We start from the raw sequence: 20,175 nt of genomic DNA, 5'->3' as shown, positions 1-20,175 counted from the left end.
TTCTATTGAATGTTAATAATATCTAAATCATCAGGAATCCATATATTTCCCTGGAAATATTGTTTGGCTTCTTGCATGTAGAGAGCATGACGTTGTTTGATATTTTTATCTTCAGTGTGATACAAAAGAAGATTTTGAATATTTAAAGACTGTGCTAATTGACAGGCATCTTTCACTGTCGAATGATGTTTTTCATAAGGATGAAAAATATCAGCTTCACTATGTAAACAAAAAGCTTCATGAAGTAACCAATCACTATTTTGAATATAAGCTTCATTGATTTGATGACATGGTTCATCTCCACAACAAGATAACTTTTTATTGTGATCTAATTGCATTTGAAAACCAAATTGTTTTGTTTTTGTAGAATGAATATCAAAAAAAGTGACTTGATGATTGATAATCATATGACTATCATGATCTTGAATTTCAATCAAGTAAATGCGTTTGTTAATAAATTGTGTATGCTTTGCTTCTAAAACCAGATGAACCATTTGCATGATAATATCAATAAGTTCTTTATGAGCATATATACGCACTTCACCTTGATATTTTCCTTGACTCATATGTTGACCAATCATACGAATCATCCAGATAATTCCCATCAGATGATCAATATGTTTATGTGTCACAAAGATATCTTTAATATCCTGCCAATTAATATGCGCTTTTTCTAGCTGTGATAAAAGGGTATTTCCGCCACCACCATCTACTAAGAAATATTGATTTTGATTTTCAAATACAAAACAGGTATTATAACACTTTGTTACTAAAGCATTACCTGTACCTAGCATAATTAATTTCATAGAAAACCTCCATTTCTTTTTTGATTTTACAAAAATGAGAATCATGAATCAAGATATTTTTTCGTTGGATTTATATGGATTTTCAAAGAAGAGAAATGATATAATGATGGCAAGGAGAATGATAAAATGAAAATAGTTTTCTTTGATATTGATGGAACTTTAATAAATGCTCAAGAAGGTATGATGCAACCTCGTCATCAAACAAAACAGGTTTTAAAAGATTTTCAGAAACAAGGTAATAAGATCGTCATTGCTTCAGCAAGAGGAGCTATCCCTGAAGGATTAAAAGATATTCCATTTGATGGTTATGTTTTATGTGATGGACATTATATCATTTATAATAATGAGATTCTGGTTGATGAAGTTTTAACCACTCCAGAAATACAAAAACAAATGGAAGTTTATCAAAAATACCAAGGGCGACCTATGTTTTATGGACATCATGGAGAATGGTGTGATTGTTTGGATGATGAATTGGTCGTTAAACATCGTGTAATGTTTCAGGGAACAGATCAAAGACCTGAGAATGTAGTAGAAAGATATGAGGCTCAGGATGTAGATGCTATCAGTTGCTGTGTTTTGTTTGAAACAGTGGAACAAATGTGGAAAGCATATCATGAATTAGAAAATGATATGACAATTGTTGCTTATGATCATGGATTGATTCGTATGGATGTTTATCATAAGGGATTTAAAAAAGGAACGGCCTGTAAGTATTTATATCAAAAATTAGGAATTGATCAAAAGGATACTTATGCTTTTGGTGATGGTGTGAATGATATGGAAATGTTTGAGTTGGTTGGACATGGTATTGCGATGGGAAATGCAGTAGATTGTTTAAAAAACATTGCAGAATTTGTTACTGATTACGTTGATTGTGCGGGGATTGACAAAGCATTTTATAAATATTTTGGAAAGGATTTATCATAATGGCATTAGTACAAGTTGATTTTTTCTCAGAAAAGTTAATGCGCACAGTCACAATTAATGCTATTATTCCTGTTGATAAAAAGTTAAACCAGCCAAATAAAAAATTCAAAACATTATACTTATTACATGGAATTTTTGGAAATTATACAGATTGGGTATGTGGTACACGTATTCAAAGGTGGGCACAGGATCATGATTTAGCTGTCATTATGCCTTCAGGAGAGAATAAATTTTATGTTGATAATGAAAACTCCCATGAATATTATTCACAATTTATTGGTGAAGAACTTGTTTCTATCACAAGAGCCATGTTCCCTTTATCACAACGTCGAGAAGATACATTTATTGCAGGGTTGTCTATGGGTGGATATGGAGCTATTATCAATGGACTCAAATATTATCAGACATTTGGTTATATTGCCGCATTGTCTTCAGCATTATTAATTGACACTTTTATCAACGCTGAGGATGGTGACGACGTACCTTATATGTATAAAAGAAGTTATTTAACTTCTGTTTTTGGTGATTTACATAAGTTAAAAGGAAGTGATAAAGATTATAAAGCACTGATTCAAAATATGGCTATAAAAGATGTGCCTGCGATATATATGGCATGTGGCACTGATGATTCACTGATTAAAGAAAATCGTGATTACCGTGATTTTTTACTTCAACAGAGAATCAATGTCACTTATGAAGAAGGACCAGGTGCGCATGAATGGGATTTTTGGGATCGTTATATTGAACGTGTTTTAGAATGGTTACCACTCGATGAGAAGAATGAAGGACTCAGCAGTGGTCATATAGAATAAGATGAAGAAAGGTGATCCTTTCTTTTTTCTTGACCTAAAGTTAACTTTAGGGTGTATAATAAATAATCGAGTAGGAGGAAATGATATGACAAAGAAATTAGGTTTTGGATTAATGAGATTACCATCACTTGATGAAAACGATCCTTCAAAGATTGATATTGAACAAGTGAAACAAATGGTAGATACTTTTATAGAAAATGGATTTACTTATTTTGATACAGCGTGGATGTATTGTGGATTTAATAGTGAAAATGCAACGAGAGAGGCATTAGTGAAACGTCATGATCGTCAGACTTATACACTTGCTACAAAATTACATTCAGGTTTTATTCAGACAAAAGAAGATAGAGATAAAATCTTTAATGAACAGTTAAAGAAAACTGGGGTAGAATACTTTGATTATTATCTTTTACACGATATTAATACACATAGTATTGAAACATATGAAAAGCTTGATTGTTTTACATGGATTCAAGAAAAGAAAAAACAAGGATTGGTTAAAACTATTGGATTTTCATTCCATGATGGACCAGAATTACTAGAAAAGGTATTACAGGAACATCCAGAATTTGAATTTGTTCAATTACAAATTAATTATTTGGATTGGGATAGTGTAGGTGTTCAATCTCGTCAATGTTATGAGGTGGCAACAAAATATCATAAACCTGTTATTGTGATGGAACCTGTTAAAGGTGGAACATTAGCGAAAGTTCCTGAAAAAGTTGAAAATATGTATAAAGAATATCATCCAGATATGTCAGTACCTTCATGGGCTATTCGTTTTGCGGCAAGTCTTGATAATGTCATGATGGTATTAAGTGGGATGTCTAATATGGCTCAATTAGAAGATAATATAAGCTATATGAAAGATATGCAGCCACTTCATGATGATGAATATCAATTGATTCGTCAGGCTGTTGATATTATTAATTCTACGATTGCTATTCCATGTACAGGATGTTCATATTGTACAGAAGGATGTCCAATGCATATAGCTATTCCTAAATATTTCTCATTATATAATGCTGATTTACAGGAAGTAGAAGAAAAAGGATGGACACCTCAAGGTGAATACTACAATAACTTGACAAAGACTTTTGGTAAAGCAAGTGAATGTATTGGATGTGGGCAATGTGAAAATGTATGTCCACAACATTTACCAATTATTGAAGACTTACAAAAAGTAGCACAGCATTTTGAAAAATAAAAGTCAGCATTAGCTGGCTTTTTGCATGTATTCATATTCAAATAAAAAGTGAATAAGATATTGTAAATCATATTTATGTATAGGATATGATTTTTATGATATATTGAATTGATATAAAAGAAGAAAGGAGAAAAGTATGAAAAAGAGAATTGGAGTAACATGTAGTGAAGAACTACAAAATGATAAATATATACATTTTATTAAACAAGATTATTTACAGGCTATTATTGCAGCACAAGGAATACCAGTTTTATTGCCGCCTGTTCCTATTGAAGATATAGATATGCAATTAGATATGATTGATGGTTTAATGATTATTGGTGGTTGTGATGTCAATCCATTACTCTATCATGAAAATCCATTACCCTTATTAGGTGAAACAGATTATCCTAGAGATTTATATGAGATTGCCTTGATAAAAAAAGCAACACAAAAAAATATACCTATTTTCGGTGTATGTCGAGGACTTCAAGTGATTAATGTAGCTTTTGGTGGAACGCTTTATCAAGATTTATCTTATGCTCCACAGAAAATACTTTTACATTCTCAAAAAGAAAGAAGAGAATGTGCAAGTCATACAATAAACATTCAAGAAAATAGTTTTTTATATCCTATCTTTCAAGATAGAGGATATGTGAACAGTTTTCATCATCAAGCTATTGATCATTTAGGAAAGGGATTAAAAGCTGTCGCATACAGTGAAGATCAGATGATTGAAGCTATTGAACATATATCTTTACCGATTACAGCAGTTCAATTTCATCCTGAAGATATGTGTAAAACTGATCAAAAAATGCAGGAGATTTTTAATCAGTTTGTCGCCAAATGTTAATGCTTTTTAAGCATTGTTGACAATAAAAAATAGGTATTAGATATTTTTGTTTGGTGGATATATAATAGAAGCAGATAGGAGGTTAGAAGAGTATGAAAGATGTTAAAACATTATTTCCCGTTGGAGAAGAAAATACAGCGTTTGCTCAATATTTTATTGGTCAAAGTTATTTACAGCCCCTTGCTGAAAGTTTACCAGTAAGTAATGTCGCATTCGAACCAGGTTGTCGCAATAATTGGCATATTCATCATAAAGGTGGACAAATTCTACTGGTTACTGATGGTAGAGGATGGTATCAGGAATGGGGGAAACCTGCTAGAGAATTAAAACCAGGTGATACTGTGGATATTCCTCCAGAAGTGAAACATTGGCATGGTGCTGCTAAAGATAGCTGGTTTGCTCATATTGCAATTTCTGTACCGGCAGAAGGGGCTTCTAATGAATGGTTAGAACCAGTAAGTGACGAAGAATACAATAAGTTAAAATAAATATGATATTGAAAAGGATGAAATGAATTCCGTTATTTAGGAACTATTTCATCCTTTTTTATAGATGATATAATAAAGTTCTTAATTGAGATTCGTTTTCTCTAAGATACCAGCAGTAGAACGTCGCATGTGACTGGGCATCTGAAATAGGAATAATCACTCTATTTTGAGGCATGATTTCAGTTTTCATAACATAGTCAGATGTAAATGAAGGTAATGTAGACAGTTCTACTAAATCATAGAAAACAGAACGATCGTTTTGAATCAGAAATTTTGTATGGGGCATTGTTTTTTTATGCATATCATTCCAAAAACCAATATTTGACATTAATAACATTTTCTCTCCATCCATTTCCTTTAATGAGATGGATTTTTTATGAGCTAAAGGATGCGTTAGAGGTAAAGAAAAAAATAATTGTTCTTCCATAAATGGAATACTTTCAATCTGTTCATCTTCTATGTCATAAGGCATGATAATGATTGTATAGTCTTTTTCCTTTAGACCTTTGATTAAGATATGCATATCTTTAATTTCTGTTAATAATGTTCTTTGAGGATAGAACTGTGAAAATTTACGACTTAAATAAGATAATGGTGCTGGCGCACATGAACCAATCGCAAAAGTATGTAGCTTTCTATCAAAATCTACAAGTTGTTTTTTCATATCTTTTGTATCATCTAAAATACGTTTTGCTAGAGAAACAGCTAATAGACCTGTTTCATTAAAAGCAATTTTATTTTTAGTTCTGTTAAATAAATTGACTTCTAACTCTTCTTCTAATTTTTGCATAGAACGTGTTAAAACAGGTTGTGATATATGAAGCTGTTTAGCTGCCTTGGATAATGTCTGACATTCTTGAAATGTAACTAAATGTTGTAGTTGTTCTAATTCTATCATATGAGGACCTCACTATTCTATTTCATTATAGCAGATTTCCATATTGATATTGTACAAAAACAATAAAAATGCTTACAATATCATTGGAAAGAAGGTAGAAACATGATATTTTATTATACGGCAACAGGAAACTGTTTATATGTAGCAAGACAGATTGAAGAAGATCTTTACAGTATTCCACAGGAATTGAAAAAAGAAGATTTACGATATAAAGCTGATAAGATTGGGATTGTCGCTCCTATTTATGCTGGAGAGCTTCCTCAAACTGTTAGACGTTTTTTAGCAAAAGCCAAATTTGATACACCTTATTTTTATATGTTATTGACTTATGGAAATAGAGATACAGTAGCTGGTGTATGGAGTGAAAACTTTTGTAAAGAACATGGAATACATGTTGATTTTATTCAAACAATTAAAATGGTTGATAATTATTTACCTTCATTCGATATGGAAGAACAGATGGCTATCAATAAGCATGTAGATGAGCAAATTCAAGAAGCGAAAGCTAGACTTGAAGCTCAAGAAAAGGATATACCTCAACCAACGAAAGAAAGCCAGGAAGTTTACCAAATGGTGACAAAAAGATTTACGGATCATCCTGAGTTGAATAATGGAGAAACAATTCAAATAACAGATCAGTGTGCTGGATGTACAATATGTGAGCAAGTCTGCCCTATTGGTAATATTCAAATGGTTAATGGAAAAGCTCAAAGAAAGTCAAAAACATGTGATTTTTGTTTGGCATGTGTACAAAACTGCCCATTTCATGCGATTGCGTTGAAGTTTGATAAGAATCCAAATGCAAGATATCGTCATCCAAAAATCACATTAAAAGATATAGTGAAATCAAATCATCAGGGAGGAACAGAAAAATGAAAAAAACACTTTATTTAATGCGACATGGACAAACTTTATTTAATGTTCAACACAAGATACAAGGATGGTGTGATGCCCCTTTAACAGAACTAGGAATGAGACAGGCAAAGATTGCAGGTGAATATTTTAAAAATAACCATATTACATTTGATCATGCTTATTCTTCTACATCAGAAAGAGCTTGTGATACTTTAGAAATCGTTACTGATTATCAGATGCCTTATACAAGAGTGAAAGGTTTAAAAGAATGGAATTTTGGTGTTTTTGAAGGAAAAGATGAATGTTTGAATCCACCTTTACCATATGGAGATTTTTTCAAAGGATTTGGTGGAGATGGTGAAATGGAATTAAGAGAAAGAATGTCAAACACATTAACTGAAATCATGAATAAAGAAGATCATGAAGTCGTTTTAGCCGTTTCTCATGGTGGGGCTTGTGCTCAGTTCTATCGTGCATGGGAAGAATATGCAAAAGTAAAGAAAACAGAAAGATTTTATAACTGCTGTATTTTAAAATATGAATACGAAGATGGAATTTTTACATTAGTAGAAATTATCAATCGTAATGTGACTGAATAGAGGTAGACATATGGAAGGTGCAAAAAGAAAAAGCTTTTTTCAGGCTGATGTTGATCTGATTCATGGACCTATATTTCAATCATTGATTACTTTTGCTCTTCCATTACTTGTTTCTAATGTGTTCCAACAATTATATAATACTGTCGATACAATGGTTGTTGGAAATTATTTAGGTGATGTATCATTAGCTGCTATTGGATCATGTACATCTATTTATGACTTATTAGTAGGGTTTGCATTAGGAATAGGTAATGGATTGGCAATTGTTACAGCTAGAAGTTTTGGATCACAAGATCGAGAACTGTTAAAAAAATCAGTAGCAAGTTCTATTGTTATTGGATTGATTGTTTCTATCGCTTTAACAACAATAGGAATGATATGCTTACATCCTTTACTTGAATTATTAAATACACCAGTAGATATTATTCAGGAAGCATATAGTTATATTTCAGTTATTGTTTTATTCATTGTTGTTATGTTTGCTTATAATCTCTGTGCTGGTTTAATGAGAGCCATTGGAAATAGTGTGATGCCACTTGTTTTCCTTATCGTTTCGTCTTTATTAAATATTGTATTAGATATTTTCTTTATTACACAACTCAATATGGGAATTCAAGGAGCAGCTGTCGCAACGGTTATTTCTCAAGGTGTATCAGTTATATTATGTATTATTTATATTTTCAAAAAGACACAGATCTTATTACCATCAAAAAAACATTTTGTAGTCGATAAAGAATTATATAAAGAATTATTAGGACAAGGTTTTTCAATGGGATTTATGAGCAGTATTGTTTCTGCAGGATCAGTCATTCTTCAGTATGGAATCAACAATTTAGGATATCTGATTATTGCAGGACATACAGCAGCCAGAAAACTCTACATGTTCTTTAATATGCCTTTTACAGCTATGGCGCTTGCAATCTCAACATTTGTCTCACAAAATAGAGGAGCAAATCAGCGCGAAAGAATTCAAAAAGCGATGAAATATGCTTATATTTATGATGTTGTTATGGCAGCTATTGTGACTATCATTATTCTATTATTTGGGTCATCACTTGTAAAATTAATTTCAGGTTCTAGTGAAAGTGCAGTTTTAGATAATGGAACACTTTATTTAACAATTGTGGGACCATTCTATGCAGTATTAGGAGTTTTGATGCAAACACGTTATGCATTGCAGGGATTAGGACAGAAATTATTACCATTGATATCAAGTATTATTGAATTTGTAGGAAAAATTATATTTGTATTTATTTTTATCCCTCAATTCCAATATATGGCAGTTATATTCTGTGAACCCGTTATATGGTGTGTGATGTGTTTACAATTAGTGTATTCATTATATACAAATCCTTATATGAAAGGACAACAAGAATAAAAAATATCGAATTTACATCATGTAGATTCGATATTTTTTATAAAAGTTTAATGATTTCATCTTCAATTTCATATGGTGTGACCAAAGGTTCAAATCTTTCAACAACATGTCCATTTTGATCAAGCAGAAACTTTGTAAAGTTCCATTCAATGCGTTTGGATAATTCAGGTTTTTGATGTTCTTTTAAATATGTGTATACAGGAGATTCTTGAGGACCATTCACATCAATTTTCGCAAATTGTGGAAAACTCACACCATAAGTATCGGCACAAAAAGACATAATTTCTTCCATTGTGCCCGGAGCCTGTTCACCAAATTGGTTACATGGAAAATCAAGAATAGTAAATCCCTGCTCATGATATTTTTCATATAAATCTTCTAAATGATCATATTGTTCTGTAAACTCACATTCCGTAGCCGTATTGACAATGAGTAAAACATGTCCCTGATATTTTGATAATTTTATTTTTTGATTATGACTATCTAAGACTTCAATATCATATAAATTCATTTTCATCACCATTCATACTATAACAACTCATTAAAGAAAAGTCAAAAAAAGTGACTAAAGAAATCATGTTGGAGTATATAAAGAAAAAAATGTTTCATTTTAATTTTTAATGAAATATTAACTTTCATTTTACGTGTTATTGATTTAGCTACATTAAAATTATGCTAAGATGTTCATGTCATTAAGATAAGGGAGGAAAAAGAGTATGAAAAAATCAATGACACAATCACAGAAATTAATGACTTTTGTTTTAAGTATGTCTTTATATGGATTATCAACTTTATTTACAGAGTTAATACCATCTTTTCAAATTGGTATCGTGGAATTATCAGTAGAATATTTTATTTTTATTCCACTCATCTTAGCTATGTTATTTGATCCATTGTCAGCGGCATTAGGTGCAGCTACTGGTGAATTAGTTTTTAGTGAAATCATGTTAGGGCAATTTGGTGGTTTAGGAGAACTTGAAAAGTTTTTAACTTTAACAATTGGTATTTATGTTGCTGGACGTCTTGTTAAAAATCCAAAAAGTATCAAGAGTGTTGCCATCGCTTCTATTTTAGCTGTTATTATTCAACAGTCACTGGGATGCATTGTTGATATTTTAAAAGTTCAGTTTGCTGTAGAAGATTTTGAAGCAGTTGCAGGTTTACCAGAATCAGTATTCTTTACAGAAGGTTTTGCTTGTTTAAATGATATTCTATTTTCAGGAATCTTATTTTCTTTATTACCATGTATGTATTTAGTTCCAAAACTTTATGGGAAAATTGAACCATTATTAGGTGTCGCACCTCGTGATGAAAATACTGTTGTGGGTGATGGAGAAAAAATGGGAATCAAAACATTTGTATTATGTGCTATTGCTTTTGTCGTTGCAATTGGTGGAGAATTTATGGCAGAAAACGGACTTGCCATTATTGATTGGGAAGCTGCATGGGCAGGAAATAGCACAGCTATGATTGTCAGTGGAGTGATTGCAGTGCTTGTTATTGTTCTTGCATTTTTGAAAATTAAAAATAGAAAAGAGGCAGCCATGTGATTGAAATCAATGATTTATCATTCACATATCCAGGAGCAAAGCAGCCAACATTAAAAAATATTCATTTAACAATTGAAAAAGGAGATTTTGTCGCAATTATTGGAAACAATGGTTGTGGCAAATCGACTTTATGTAAAACTCTAAATGGTTTGATTCCACGTTTTATTATGGGTGAACTGCAAGGGAAATTGTATTTTGATGGAAAAGATGCTTTAACTTTGGATATTAGTGAAATTGCTAAAAAAGTGGGTTATGTGTATCAAGATTTTGAAAATCAGATCGTATGTCCCACAGTCTATGAAGATGCTTCTTTTGCATGTATGAATTATGGATTGGAAAATTATGAAGACAATGTTATGAATATTCTTAAGGTTTGTGACTTATATTCAAAACGAAATGATTATATCTGGCAATTATCTGGGGGACAATTGCATTTATTAGCTTTAGCAGGTTCTACTGCGTTATCACCAGAAATTCTTATTTTAGATGAACCCATTGCTCAATTAGATCCTAAACATGCAAGAGAAATTTATGAAATATTAAAGGAATTAAATGAAAGATATCACAAAACAATTATTGTTATTGAACATCATACAGAATATATTGCCCAATACTGCCATCATGTGATTTTAATGAAGGATGGTTCTATTATGTGGCAAAAACCAGTCAAAGAAGCTTTGACAAGAGTTGAAGAACTTGAATCTTGTCATATTTTTCCACCACAAATTACACGTGCTGCTAAAATCATGCAGGAAAAGAATTTACTAGATTCAAATACTTTATTGCCCATTACTATAGAAGAAGGACAGAATATTTTTACAAAAAAGAAACATATGACAGATTGTACTCATGAAAGAAAAGTACAAGAAAAGGATGAACGTGTTGTAGAATTTGTAAATGTTGGGTTACAGTTTAGAAGTGTAAAAGGTGAACCTTATCAGCTCATGAAAGACTTTTATCTTAATATTTATAAAGGGGATAAAATTGCTTTAATAGGTTCTAATGGTGCTGGAAAGTCTTCATTGATGAAGATGATGATAGGATTATTAAAACCACAAGTTGGCTATGTGAATGTATGTGGAGAAAAGACAAAACATTATTCAGCTGAAGAATTATCAAAACATATTTCACTTGTATATCAAAATCCTGAAGATATGTTTATTAAAGATTGTATTCGAGGGGATATTGAATTTGCCATGAAAGAACGACATATTAAGGATTATAAAGATAGAGCCAAAAAATTAATTGAATTGTTCGATTTGCAGGATATTCAAGAAAGAGATGGACGATTATTATCAGGGGGACAAATGCGTCGAGCCTCACTTGCAATAGGAGTAGCATTGCAACCATCTATTTTGCTTTTAGATGAACCTACTGCCAATTTGGATATTGCAACTAGAAAAGAGATCATGAGAACATTAGATATCTTAAAAGATGTTGTTGAAACTGTTGTTATAGCAACACATGATATGCAGCTTGTCTGTGATTGGGCAGAGAGAATCATTGTATTATCATCAGGTTATATAGTCAAGGATGGTCAAAGACATGAAGTCTTTAGCGATAAGTATGTAAGAGAAATGGTAGGAATAGAACCACCAGAAATCTTTAAAATGGGGGAAGCACTCAATATTCGCTGTTATGAAATTGATGAATTTGTGAGTGCTTATCAACAGGAGGAATCATAATGCATAAAATCACACAGACTTTGTTAGATAAATTTACAATTGATTATTTACGTAATCAAGTGCTAAAAAATGCTTATGGAAATGATGATACGGTTATTGCAGGATTAGATCCAAGAACATTATTATGCTGGTATTTATTTTTTGGTTTGATTCCATGGTTTTTAAATGATCTCATTGTTTTATTAGGGATGTTTGTTTTTGTTGCGATAACAACTAAATTAGCAAAAATTGCACCACTTGTATTATTTTTATTTTGTCTAGGTGTATTTTGTCAAACAGGATATTTGTTTATTGCTGCACTATTCTTTGGTGGAAATTTATCAACATTATATTCATTATTAGTTATGACATTAAAAGTATCTGTCTGTTCTCTTGCTTCCATTACTGTTTTTTCAGGATTAAACCCTGACCGTCTAGCAACAGGATTGCTATATTTTGGTTGTCCTGATCAATTGTCTTTTAGTATTTCATATGCATTTCGTATATTACCTATCCTTATGGAAGAATTCCAAAACATATTGTTATCTTATCGTTTAAGAGGACATTCTCCATCAAAAAAAACATGGCTTGGGAAAGTGAAATATTTTATATACCAGATAAAAATTATTATATTATCTTTCTATCCGTTAATGTTAAATACTGCAAAACGATCAAGAACAACAGTTGAAGCATTGGAATTAAAAGGATATCGCTATGCAAATGAAAATAAGATTGTTAGAAAAAAGAAAATGGCATCACTAATGTTTAAGAAAGATGATTTGATTTTCGTTTTAATTTCTATTGTATGGATGATTTTATGTGTTATCATTTCTATTTTGTTTTAGGAGGTTTTTATGAATATAGATTTTCATACTCATGGTAAATTAGCAAAAAAATTACCATTTTCTACACAATATACTGATCAAATGTTTCACAAAGCATATCTTAAAGGACTTGATGCTATTTGTCTGACTGAACATTTTAATACGTTATCATTTTTAGAAATGTATGATTATATATATACTCACTATACGCATGTGGGTGATTGTTGTCAGAGCAAAGAGGGATTATTGATTTTCTTTGGAATGGAAATAGATATTAAAGAGGGAGGACATACTCTTGTTATTGGAAGATATCATGATATTGTTGAGTTAAATAAAAAGTTGGAAAAACATAAAGCGAAAGAAAGTTTTTTAACTTTTGATGAGCTAGTAACGCTTGTTCGTCAATATGATGTTATTTTTGGGGGAGCACATGTTTATCGTCAGGGAGGACATATTCCAGAATTATCACAGAAGCAGTTGTTATGTTTTGATTTCTTTGATCTAAATGGAAAAGATTTAGCATGTTATGGATTAAAAATGCAGGATATGATTTATCAGTTTGCGCACCGATATCATAAACCAGTTGTTTCTGGCAGTGATACACATCAAGCAACACAGTATGGTTGTGTTCAGACGTGTTTTCAAAGTTGTTTTCATAGTATTAAACAATTAAGAGAAGAAATCGACAGAGGACAATATACTATCCAAATATCTGAAAGTTTAAATATTCAGGTTGAAGATGCGACATTACAAAAAAGACTTCTTAAAGAAGTCTATCGATTGGGTGGCGATTATGTTGCTTTATTATGATACAGAGATATTTTATCTTTGTATTTTTATTTTATAGTTTTCTTTTAACTGATAGATATCTTCTACACTCTGTGTATATAAATGACCACCTTTTTTAGCAATTTCTATTACTAAAGCATCAATACATGCCATAGGAACAGCCATAGAATGATATTCATGATCTTCACCACGATATACATAAATATTATAGTCAGCCATTTTTTTAGCGTCATCAATTAAGCGACTAGACATCAGCATTGTCTGACATTTGATTTGATGGCAATATTCAAGAACTATCTGTGCTTCTACAGGTGTTTTTAAAAATCCAAAGAGAATAACAAAATCGTCTGATTTAATCATTGGAAGACATTCAAAAATCTCTGAACCACTTGAAGGCATGATAACAACTTTCTTTTGAAATCTGCGTAATCGAAATGAGAGTAAATCAGCAAGGCAAATCGTTGCTCCTTTAGCAAATACATAAATTGTATTGGCTTCAATGATATGATCAACAATTGTATCAATTTCATCTATATCTAGATGTTCAATTGTTTTTTCAATATATTGATTTTGTAAAATTAAATAATGAGGAAAAGAGTGTTCTTGTGTTACTGTTGAATGCATTTTGTTGGCAGGGGATACCTTTTGTGTCATACTCATTTTCATATCTTTAAAATTGAGATAGCCTAGATGTTTAGGTAAGCGAGAAATAGTAGCTTGAGATATATGTGTTTTTTGAGAAAGTTCTTGGATTGACATAGAAGAAAACTGATGAATATTTTGAAAAATAAAATCTATCAGTTTTTTTTCGTTTTTTGTTAGTTTTTCAGTTGTTTCTGAATTCCATTTCATCGTGATCATCTCCTTAATAATGTATTATATCAGACATTCTATTTAAAAAATATCAGTTTTATGTAAAATAAAAATGTTGACATTTCTTGATAATACGTTTATTATATAACTGTTCAAAATAAAACAGTTAAGGAGAGAACTATGAAGATACAAACTAAGAATGGGGAAAAGAAGTTTTTTTCACTAGCAATGTACCCCTATATCATCAAAAAATATAATTCTTTATTTGAAGATTTATTGAAAGAGTATCAGATGACACAAGTGGAAATAGATGTTCTGGCTTTCTTAGCTAATAATCCTGAATATAATCACGCTCAGGATATTGTCAATGTTCGTGGTATTTCCAAAGGACATGTGTCTTTAGCTATTGAAAAACTGGTGAAACGTGGTTATCTTACTAGAAATCCTGATCCACAAAACAGACGTTGCAATATTTTGTGTGTAGAACATCAGGCAGATTCTCTTATTAAACGTATTCAAGATATTCAACATCAGTTTGATGACATGTCATTTCAAAATATTTCATCAAGTGATTTGATTTTTTATCATCAAATTTTACAAAAGATTTATCAGAATTTAGGAGGGGGACATAATGAATGAAAGATTAGAGAATGAAAAAATATCAAAGTTGTTATTTGCGATGGCATTACCAGCTATTTTAGCTCAATTAGCAACGCTCATTTATAACATGGTTGATAGAATTTATATTGCCCGATTAGCAGATGGATCATTAGGAATTGCTGGGATTGGACTATGTACTTCTGTCATTACGATTATTACAGCTTTTACGAATTTATTTGGACGTGGTGGAGCACCATTGGCTTCTATTCGTCTAGGTGAAAAAAGACCAGCATTAGCTGAAAAGATATTGGGCAACTGTTTTTCAAGCCTGATTATTTCTTCTATCATTATCACAATTGTTTTACAATTTTTTGGTGCACAGATTTTAACTTTATTTGGTGCTAGTGAAAATACACTACCTTATGCGATGGATTATATGCGTATTTATAGTTTAGGAACTATTTTTGTTCAACTGAGTGTAGGATTGAATTATTTCATTAATGCTCAAGGTTATACAAAATATGGAATGCTTACGTTATTGATAGGGGGTATTTTAAATATTATTTTAGACCCTATCTTTATCTTTGTATTTCATATGGATGTTGCTGGTGCAGCGATTGCAACAGTCATTTCTCAATTTGTTTCATGTGTCTGGGTTATGAAATTTTTATGGGGAAAACAGACAACGATTAAAATCAAAAAAGAACATATGAAATTAGATTTAGGTATTATGAAAAAGGTTGTTGGCTTAGGATTTTCACCTTTCTTTATGAATGCGACAGAAGGTATTTTACAAGTTTCTTTTAATCGCCAGTTATTATTCTTTGGTGGAGATTTAGCGGTTAGTGCCATGACAATTATGTTATCAATGAATCAAGTTTTACAATTACCAATGGAAGGTATTGCACAAGGAACACAGCCAATTATCAGTTATAACTATGGGGCTAAAAATTATGATCGTGTAAGAAAAACGATTTCTTTAGCTATTAAAGTTTCTTTGATATATTCAGTTATTGGTGTTTTATTGATGGAATTATTACCGGGTGTCTTTGTTCGCTTATTTGCTAATGAACCTCAATTAATTGAACTTTCAAATCAAATGTTAAGAGTTTATATCTTTGGTTTCATTATCATGGGAGCAAACTCTACATATCAACAGACATATACATCTTTGGGATTTGGAAAGCGTTCTTTCTTCTTTGCTTTCTATCGAAAGATTATTTTATTGATTCCTTTAATTTATATTTTACCAACCTTTATTTCAAACGGTGTATTTGCAGTTATGTTAGCTGAACCATTATCAGATTTAATCACTACTATCACAAATACCTTTGCTTTTAAACAATTTATGCATAAATATTTAAACAAAAAACTATCATGATGGTAGTTTTTTATTTTCTTTAGAAATGTTATGAAATATGTTAAAATAAGAAAAAAGAATGTGAGGGTTAGTATGAAAAAAGCAGTGATATTTGATATGGATGGTTTAATGATTGATAGTGAGAGAGTGACTTATAATGAGTATGTTAAAAAATTGGAACAGTTAGGTCATTATGATTTTACCGAAGAACTCTATAGAAATTGTTTAGGAAAAAACAAACAGGGAATCTGTCAAGTTTTTATCGATCATTATGGTGAAGATTTTCCAATGAAAGAAGTATGGGATGATGTTCATATATGGATAGATGAGAGCTTAAGACAACATGTTCCAAAGAAAAAAGGTTTAGATGAATTATTACAATATTTAAAGAGTCATAATTATAAAACAATTGTTGCGACATCAAGTGGACGTGAACGTGTTGATGAAATATTAAAAAATGCACAGTTGACACAATATTTTGATGATTCTATTTGTGGTGATGAGGTGACACATGGTAAGCCTAATCCAGAGATTTTTTTAACAGCTTGTCATAAATTAGGGGTTCAACCAGAGGAAGTAGTTGTTTTAGAAGATAGTGAGGCTGGAATTCAGGCAGCTTATGATGGACATATTGATGTTATTTGTGTTCCAGATATGAAATATCCAGAAGAAAAATATGTTCAGATGATTACAAAGATTGTAAAATCACTAGATGATGTTATTGATTATTTAGAGGTACAATAAAAGAACTGTTAAAGCAGTTCTTTTATTGCTTGAGCAACACTTTCAACATGAAGTTGTGAAATATCTTTTAAAGGTTGAGGTGAAGTGTTCAATGTGATAGGGATATCCACACATTTTAACATTGGTAAATCATTATAGGAATCGCCTATTCCGGCAAAAGTCTTTATATGAAAGTGCTCTCTTACTCTTTTTATAGCTTCTCCCTTTGAACATCCTTTAGAAACTATATCTATAGAATCTAAATTTTGAAAAGCGAACACATCTTTATACATATGATTTATATTTTGAGTTTCTTGATATGCTTGTGTTTCATTATGGAATACTAATGATATACCATAGATGATTTCTTTGATTTGCTCAATGGAATGAAAGAGAATACATGAATCTGCTGAAAATTCTTTTTGAGTTTTATAAATATCTTTTTTGGTATGAATAATAATGAGTGCTTGATTTTGATATTGATAAAAGATGTTTTGTATAGTGTGATAGGTCACATGTTTTTCATAGAGTGGCTGTAGATTTTTATCTAAAATGATAGCTCCACTTGAGATGATATAAAAATCTGGGTGAATAGTATCAAATAGATTGATGACACCACTATAAGGTCTACCACTACATAAACCAAATAAATATCCCGCTTTTTGATAATGAGCAATGGCTTGTTGATCCTCTAAGGAAATAGAAGGATTTTTATTAGGAAAGTATAATGTGTAATCAATATCACTAGCAAGTGCATTTGGCATATGAACAACTCCTTTTTTAAATTTTAATATGAATATGAAATTTTGTCAAAAATCATATTTTTCTAATCAAAAAAATGATATGATACAAATAAGGAGGAAAAAATATGAAGCCTAAAATACATTTTACTGCACCTTATCATTGGATTAATGATCCTAATGGTTTGATTTATTATCAAGGAAATTATCACATCTTTTATCAACATTTTCCATATGAAAATTTTTGGGGAACAATGCATTGGGGTCACGCTACAACAAAAGATTTATTACATTTTCAACATCATCCTATCGCAATATATCCATCATGTTATGATGATCGTAATGGATGCTTTTCAGGATCGGCTATTGAAAAAGATGGAAAGATGTATCTTTATTATACAGCGATTCGTTATGCTAAAGAGAATCCAGATTATGTCCATATTCAATATAGTGATGATGATTTAATAGCGTCACAATTTTTATTGATAAGTGATGATGGTTTTCATTTTCCTAATAAAGATGGAAAGAAAAAAGTTATTGATGTTATCACTGATTCTCGTTTAGGGGATATAAGACATACAAGAGATCCAAAAGTTTGGCAAATGAAAAATGGAAAATATGGATTGATTGTTGGAAGTAAAATCCCAAGTGATACAGGATATTGTGGTGAAGTTTTACTGTATGAAAGTGATGATGCAATTCATTTTTCATATAAAAACTGTTTTAAAGATGATTCTATAGGTGATATGTGGGAATGCCCAGATTTAATTGAAATCAATGATCAATATTTTATGATTTTTTCACCAGAACATATTCATGAACCACAACCAGATAGTATTGCAGTCATTATGCCTGTTCATTTTGATGAGGAAACAATGACAATTACAAAACAGGGTGACTACATGTATTTGGATTATGGACTTGATTTCTATGCCCCACAAACTTTTTTGGATGAAAATCATCAACGTACAATGTTAGCATGGATGCGTATGCGTGAACCGGTTTCTAATGAATCATGGACTGGTTTATATATCTTACCTAGACAATTTGAATATAAAAATAAACATGTTTATCAATCTGTTCATAATTCTGTTAAGGAGTATTTTAATCATAGTGTAGATCATGCTGATTTATCAAAACCATTTTATATGCATGTTATGATGAATAAAGAAAGTCAAATTGATTTTGGAGGCATGAAATTATATATTCAAGATGATTGTTTGTATTGTGATCGTAGCCAAGTATCTATTGAACATGAAAAAGTATGTAATCTTAACAAAACACCTGTATTGAATGGGCAATATGATTTGGAAATTTATTATGATTATCATATATTTGAAATCTTTATTAATGGAGGATATTATGTGCTGAGTCAACTAGTATATGACTTAGGTAAATTGATACAATATCATCAAGTACAGATTATAGATATCAAAGAAAATAAAGAATAAAATTTGCTTATAGTTTCTATAAGCATTTTTTTGTATAAAATTGAAAATAAAAAAAGAAAAATGAAATATTTTTGCGTATATAAATAATAGAGAGGTTAGAAATATTATATAGTGTTTACTATAAGCAATGATTTGTGTATAATATGTTTAGCCTCTCCTCTATAGGAGGGATTCGTTGATGAAAAAAGATCATGTGTTGAAGGATTTCTTCTCTTATCCTATCCATTTTGCTGACTTCATGAATGCTCTTTTCTTTGATGGTCATGATATCATCCATCCCAGTGATCTTCACTCTCTTGATTCCAGAGAGATATTTATTGGTGACTTTCTTTCTAAAGAACGCACTCATGATGTCATTATGATGTGGGAAAGAAAGGATTTTCAAGCTATCTTGATTCTTGAAGCTCAAAGCAGTGTTGTGGCAACATTGACAGGGAGAGAAGACATACTGGAAAAAATGAAAGGAGAAGAAGGAACAGTGGAGATGTATTCATTCTGGAAAGATGCAGAGAAATCAGGTATGGAAAAAGGAAAACAACAAGGAAAGTTAAGTGTTGTATTAATTCAATTAAAAAAACTATTAGGCAAACTTACACCAGATTTAGAGATGAAGATAGTTAATAGTAAAGAAGAAACGCTTGATAGTATTATTATCCATATATTTGAAATACATAATGAAGAAGATGTATTGAAGTGGTTATAAGCAAAAGGCATCATACATGAGTGTATGATGCTTTTTGCTGTGTGCCGGGCATGGCACGGATTCAGTCGGAGATAGACCGACCACAGGTAGTTACCGCCAAGTGTAGTGAACCACAAGTCGTTAACAGTGATGTTAAGGATGGAGGAAGTGGTG

At 31.1% G+C, this 20,175-nt stretch carries 22 protein-coding genes; 17 read left to right on the top strand and 5 right to left on the bottom strand.

What is annotated here, in order from left to right:
• Positions 1-2 precede the first annotated feature (2 nt).
• Complete coding sequence (locus tag B5E75_RS12130; protein ID WP_087359579.1) at positions 3-806, bottom strand: MBL fold metallo-hydrolase; 804 nt, start codon at positions 804-806, stop codon at positions 3-5.
• A gap of 126 nt (positions 807-932) precedes the next feature.
• On the opposite strand from B5E75_RS12130, the gene B5E75_RS12125 reads away from it, so the two are divergent.
• From B5E75_RS12125 to B5E75_RS12105, 5 genes are all read left to right on the top strand, one after another.
• The gene (locus B5E75_RS12125; protein ID WP_087359577.1) at positions 933-1,736 is read left to right on the top strand and encodes a Cof-type HAD-IIB family hydrolase; all 804 of its coding nucleotides are present in this window, start codon (positions 933-935) and stop codon (positions 1,734-1,736) included.
• On the top strand, positions 1,736-2,548 hold the full coding sequence (locus tag B5E75_RS12120; RefSeq protein ID WP_087359575.1) for an alpha/beta hydrolase: 813 nt from the start codon (positions 1,736-1,738) through the stop codon (positions 2,546-2,548). The genes B5E75_RS12125 and B5E75_RS12120 overlap by 1 nt, the downstream gene beginning before the upstream one ends.
• A gap of 85 nt (positions 2,549-2,633) precedes the next feature.
• Positions 2,634-3,755, top strand: a complete 1,122-nt coding sequence (locus B5E75_RS12115; RefSeq protein WP_087359573.1) for an aldo/keto reductase — start codon at positions 2,634-2,636, stop codon at positions 3,753-3,755.
• A gap of 136 nt (positions 3,756-3,891) precedes the next feature.
• A complete protein-coding gene (locus B5E75_RS12110; RefSeq protein ID WP_087297623.1) occupies positions 3,892-4,587 on the top strand; it encodes a gamma-glutamyl-gamma-aminobutyrate hydrolase family protein in 696 nt (231 codons plus the stop codon).
• Positions 4,588-4,679: 92 nt separating this feature from the next.
• The gene (locus B5E75_RS12105) at positions 4,680-5,075 is read left to right on the top strand and encodes a cupin domain-containing protein (protein WP_087359571.1); all 396 of its coding nucleotides are present in this window, start codon (positions 4,680-4,682) and stop codon (positions 5,073-5,075) included.
• A gap of 58 nt (positions 5,076-5,133) precedes the next feature.
• Here the strand turns inward: B5E75_RS12105 and B5E75_RS12100 are convergent, their stop codons facing one another.
• Positions 5,134-5,973 (bottom strand): LysR family transcriptional regulator, encoded by an 840-nt coding sequence (locus B5E75_RS12100; protein ID WP_087359569.1) that lies wholly within the window; start codon positions 5,971-5,973, stop codon positions 5,134-5,136.
• Between the two features lie 102 nt (positions 5,974-6,075).
• Between B5E75_RS12100 and B5E75_RS12095 the strand changes: the two genes are divergently transcribed.
• From B5E75_RS12095 to B5E75_RS12085, 3 genes are read left to right on the top strand one after another with little or no spacing between them, the layout of a single operon-like run.
• The gene (locus B5E75_RS12095) at positions 6,076-6,849 is read left to right on the top strand and encodes an EFR1 family ferrodoxin (RefSeq protein ID WP_087359567.1); all 774 of its coding nucleotides are present in this window, start codon (positions 6,076-6,078) and stop codon (positions 6,847-6,849) included.
• Positions 6,846-7,427: a histidine phosphatase family protein gene (locus tag B5E75_RS12090; protein ID WP_087359565.1), complete on the top strand. Its 582-nt coding sequence runs from the start codon at positions 6,846-6,848 to the stop codon at positions 7,425-7,427. Before B5E75_RS12095 ends, B5E75_RS12090 begins: the two co-directional genes overlap by 4 nt.
• 10 nt (positions 7,428-7,437) lie before the next feature.
• Entirely contained in the window at positions 7,438-8,805 is a 1,368-nt protein-coding gene (locus B5E75_RS12085) for an MATE family efflux transporter (protein WP_087243652.1), read from the top strand.
• Positions 8,806-8,842: 37 nt separating this feature from the next.
• Here B5E75_RS12085 and B5E75_RS12080 read toward each other — a convergent pair whose 3' ends face one another.
• A complete protein-coding gene (locus B5E75_RS12080) occupies positions 8,843-9,316 on the bottom strand; it encodes a glutathione peroxidase (RefSeq protein WP_087243653.1) in 474 nt (157 codons plus the stop codon).
• Between the two features lie 205 nt (positions 9,317-9,521).
• Between B5E75_RS12080 and B5E75_RS12075 the strand changes: the two genes are divergently transcribed.
• Genes B5E75_RS12075 through B5E75_RS12060 form a run of 4 tightly spaced genes read left to right on the top strand, consistent with a single transcriptional unit; the run spans position 9,522 to position 13,653 of the window.
• On the top strand, positions 9,522-10,355 hold the full coding sequence (locus B5E75_RS12075) for a DUF8171 family membrane protein (RefSeq protein WP_087243654.1): 834 nt from the start codon (positions 9,522-9,524) through the stop codon (positions 10,353-10,355).
• Positions 10,352-12,040 carry an ABC transporter ATP-binding protein gene (locus B5E75_RS12070; RefSeq protein WP_087243655.1) on the top strand — a complete coding sequence of 563 codons (1,689 nt, stop codon included), beginning with the start codon at positions 10,352-10,354 and terminating at the stop codon, positions 12,038-12,040. Before B5E75_RS12075 ends, B5E75_RS12070 begins: the two co-directional genes overlap by 4 nt.
• Complete coding sequence (locus B5E75_RS12065) at positions 12,040-12,864, top strand: energy-coupling factor transporter transmembrane component T family protein (protein ID WP_087243656.1); 825 nt, start codon at positions 12,040-12,042, stop codon at positions 12,862-12,864. Before B5E75_RS12070 ends, B5E75_RS12065 begins: the two co-directional genes overlap by 1 nt.
• 9 nt (positions 12,865-12,873) lie before the next feature.
• A complete protein-coding gene (locus B5E75_RS12060; protein WP_087359563.1) occupies positions 12,874-13,653 on the top strand; it encodes a PHP-associated domain-containing protein in 780 nt (259 codons plus the stop codon).
• 12 nt (positions 13,654-13,665) lie between these two features.
• Here B5E75_RS12060 and B5E75_RS12055 read toward each other — a convergent pair whose 3' ends face one another.
• Entirely contained in the window at positions 13,666-14,484 is an 819-nt protein-coding gene (locus tag B5E75_RS12055; protein ID WP_162607690.1) for a MurR/RpiR family transcriptional regulator, read from the bottom strand.
• Positions 14,485-14,625: 141 nt separating this feature from the next.
• On the opposite strand from B5E75_RS12055, the gene B5E75_RS12050 reads away from it, so the two are divergent.
• From B5E75_RS12050 to B5E75_RS12040, 3 genes are all read left to right on the top strand, one after another.
• Positions 14,626-15,084, top strand: a complete 459-nt coding sequence (locus tag B5E75_RS12050) for a MarR family winged helix-turn-helix transcriptional regulator (protein ID WP_087359559.1) — start codon at positions 14,626-14,628, stop codon at positions 15,082-15,084.
• Positions 15,077-16,426 (top strand): MATE family efflux transporter, encoded by a 1,350-nt coding sequence (locus tag B5E75_RS12045; protein ID WP_087359557.1) that lies wholly within the window; start codon positions 15,077-15,079, stop codon positions 16,424-16,426. The genes B5E75_RS12050 and B5E75_RS12045 overlap by 8 nt, the downstream gene beginning before the upstream one ends.
• 72 nt (positions 16,427-16,498) lie before the next feature.
• Positions 16,499-17,149, top strand: coding sequence for an HAD family hydrolase (locus tag B5E75_RS12040; RefSeq protein ID WP_087359555.1), 651 nt, complete (start codon positions 16,499-16,501; stop codon positions 17,147-17,149).
• A gap of 8 nt (positions 17,150-17,157) precedes the next feature.
• On the opposite strand, the gene B5E75_RS12035 is transcribed toward B5E75_RS12040, so the two are convergent.
• Positions 17,158-17,892, bottom strand: a complete 735-nt coding sequence (locus tag B5E75_RS12035) for an HAD family hydrolase (RefSeq protein WP_087359553.1) — start codon at positions 17,890-17,892, stop codon at positions 17,158-17,160.
• A 104-nt stretch (positions 17,893-17,996) separates the two neighbouring features.
• Here B5E75_RS12035 and B5E75_RS12030 point away from each other — a divergent pair, with 104 nt between their 5' ends.
• Together B5E75_RS12030 and B5E75_RS12025 are read left to right on the top strand one after the other, a co-directional pair.
• Entirely contained in the window at positions 17,997-19,319 is a 1,323-nt protein-coding gene (locus B5E75_RS12030) for a glycoside hydrolase family 32 protein (RefSeq protein WP_087359551.1), read from the top strand.
• Positions 19,320-19,497: 178 nt separating this feature from the next.
• Complete coding sequence (locus B5E75_RS12025; RefSeq protein ID WP_087359549.1) at positions 19,498-20,022, top strand: DUF4351 domain-containing protein; 525 nt, start codon at positions 19,498-19,500, stop codon at positions 20,020-20,022.
• Positions 20,023-20,175: the final 153 nt, after the last annotated feature.

It is taken from the genome of Massiliimicrobium timonense (genome assembly GCF_002160865.1).
Lineage (GTDB): Bacteria > Bacillota_I > Bacilli_A > Erysipelotrichales > Coprobacillaceae > Allocoprobacillus.
The sequence above is the reverse complement of the archived record's forward strand: the minus strand, read 5'-3'. Positions and strand labels throughout refer to the sequence as shown.

Coding starts and splice junctions, on each gene's coding strand:
- B5E75_RS12030 (WP_087359551.1), top strand. CDS start 17,997: ATGAAGCCTAAAATACATTTTACTGCACCTTATCATTGGATTAATGAT.
- B5E75_RS12120 (WP_087359575.1), top strand. CDS start 1,736: ATGGCATTAGTACAAGTTGATTTTTTCTCAGAAAAGTTAATGCGCACA.
- B5E75_RS12035 (WP_087359553.1), bottom strand. CDS start 17,892: ATGCCAAATGCACTTGCTAGTGATATTGATTACACATTATACTTTCCT.
- B5E75_RS12085 (WP_087243652.1), top strand. CDS start 7,438: ATGGAAGGTGCAAAAAGAAAAAGCTTTTTTCAGGCTGATGTTGATCTG.
- B5E75_RS12130 (WP_087359579.1), bottom strand. CDS start 806: ATGAAATTAATTATGCTAGGTACAGGTAATGCTTTAGTAACAAAGTGT.
- B5E75_RS12045 (WP_087359557.1), top strand. CDS start 15,077: ATGAATGAAAGATTAGAGAATGAAAAAATATCAAAGTTGTTATTTGCG.
- B5E75_RS12090 (WP_087359565.1), top strand. CDS start 6,846: ATGAAAAAAACACTTTATTTAATGCGACATGGACAAACTTTATTTAAT.
- B5E75_RS12060 (WP_087359563.1), top strand. CDS start 12,874: ATGAATATAGATTTTCATACTCATGGTAAATTAGCAAAAAAATTACCA.
- B5E75_RS12025 (WP_087359549.1), top strand. CDS start 19,498: ATGAAAAAAGATCATGTGTTGAAGGATTTCTTCTCTTATCCTATCCAT.
- B5E75_RS12075 (WP_087243654.1), top strand. CDS start 9,522: ATGAAAAAATCAATGACACAATCACAGAAATTAATGACTTTTGTTTTA.
- B5E75_RS12080 (WP_087243653.1), bottom strand. CDS start 9,316: ATGAATTTATATGATATTGAAGTCTTAGATAGTCATAATCAAAAAATA.
- B5E75_RS12095 (WP_087359567.1), top strand. CDS start 6,076: ATGATATTTTATTATACGGCAACAGGAAACTGTTTATATGTAGCAAGA.
- B5E75_RS12115 (WP_087359573.1), top strand. CDS start 2,634: ATGACAAAGAAATTAGGTTTTGGATTAATGAGATTACCATCACTTGAT.
- B5E75_RS12105 (WP_087359571.1), top strand. CDS start 4,680: ATGAAAGATGTTAAAACATTATTTCCCGTTGGAGAAGAAAATACAGCG.
- B5E75_RS12100 (WP_087359569.1), bottom strand. CDS start 5,973: ATGATAGAATTAGAACAACTACAACATTTAGTTACATTTCAAGAATGT.
- B5E75_RS12040 (WP_087359555.1), top strand. CDS start 16,499: ATGAAAAAAGCAGTGATATTTGATATGGATGGTTTAATGATTGATAGT.
- B5E75_RS12110 (WP_087297623.1), top strand. CDS start 3,892: ATGAAAAAGAGAATTGGAGTAACATGTAGTGAAGAACTACAAAATGAT.
- B5E75_RS12125 (WP_087359577.1), top strand. CDS start 933: ATGAAAATAGTTTTCTTTGATATTGATGGAACTTTAATAAATGCTCAA.
- B5E75_RS12050 (WP_087359559.1), top strand. CDS start 14,626: ATGAAGATACAAACTAAGAATGGGGAAAAGAAGTTTTTTTCACTAGCA.
- B5E75_RS12065 (WP_087243656.1), top strand. CDS start 12,040: ATGCATAAAATCACACAGACTTTGTTAGATAAATTTACAATTGATTAT.
- B5E75_RS12055 (WP_162607690.1), bottom strand. CDS start 14,484: ATGAAATGGAATTCAGAAACAACTGAAAAACTAACAAAAAACGAAAAA.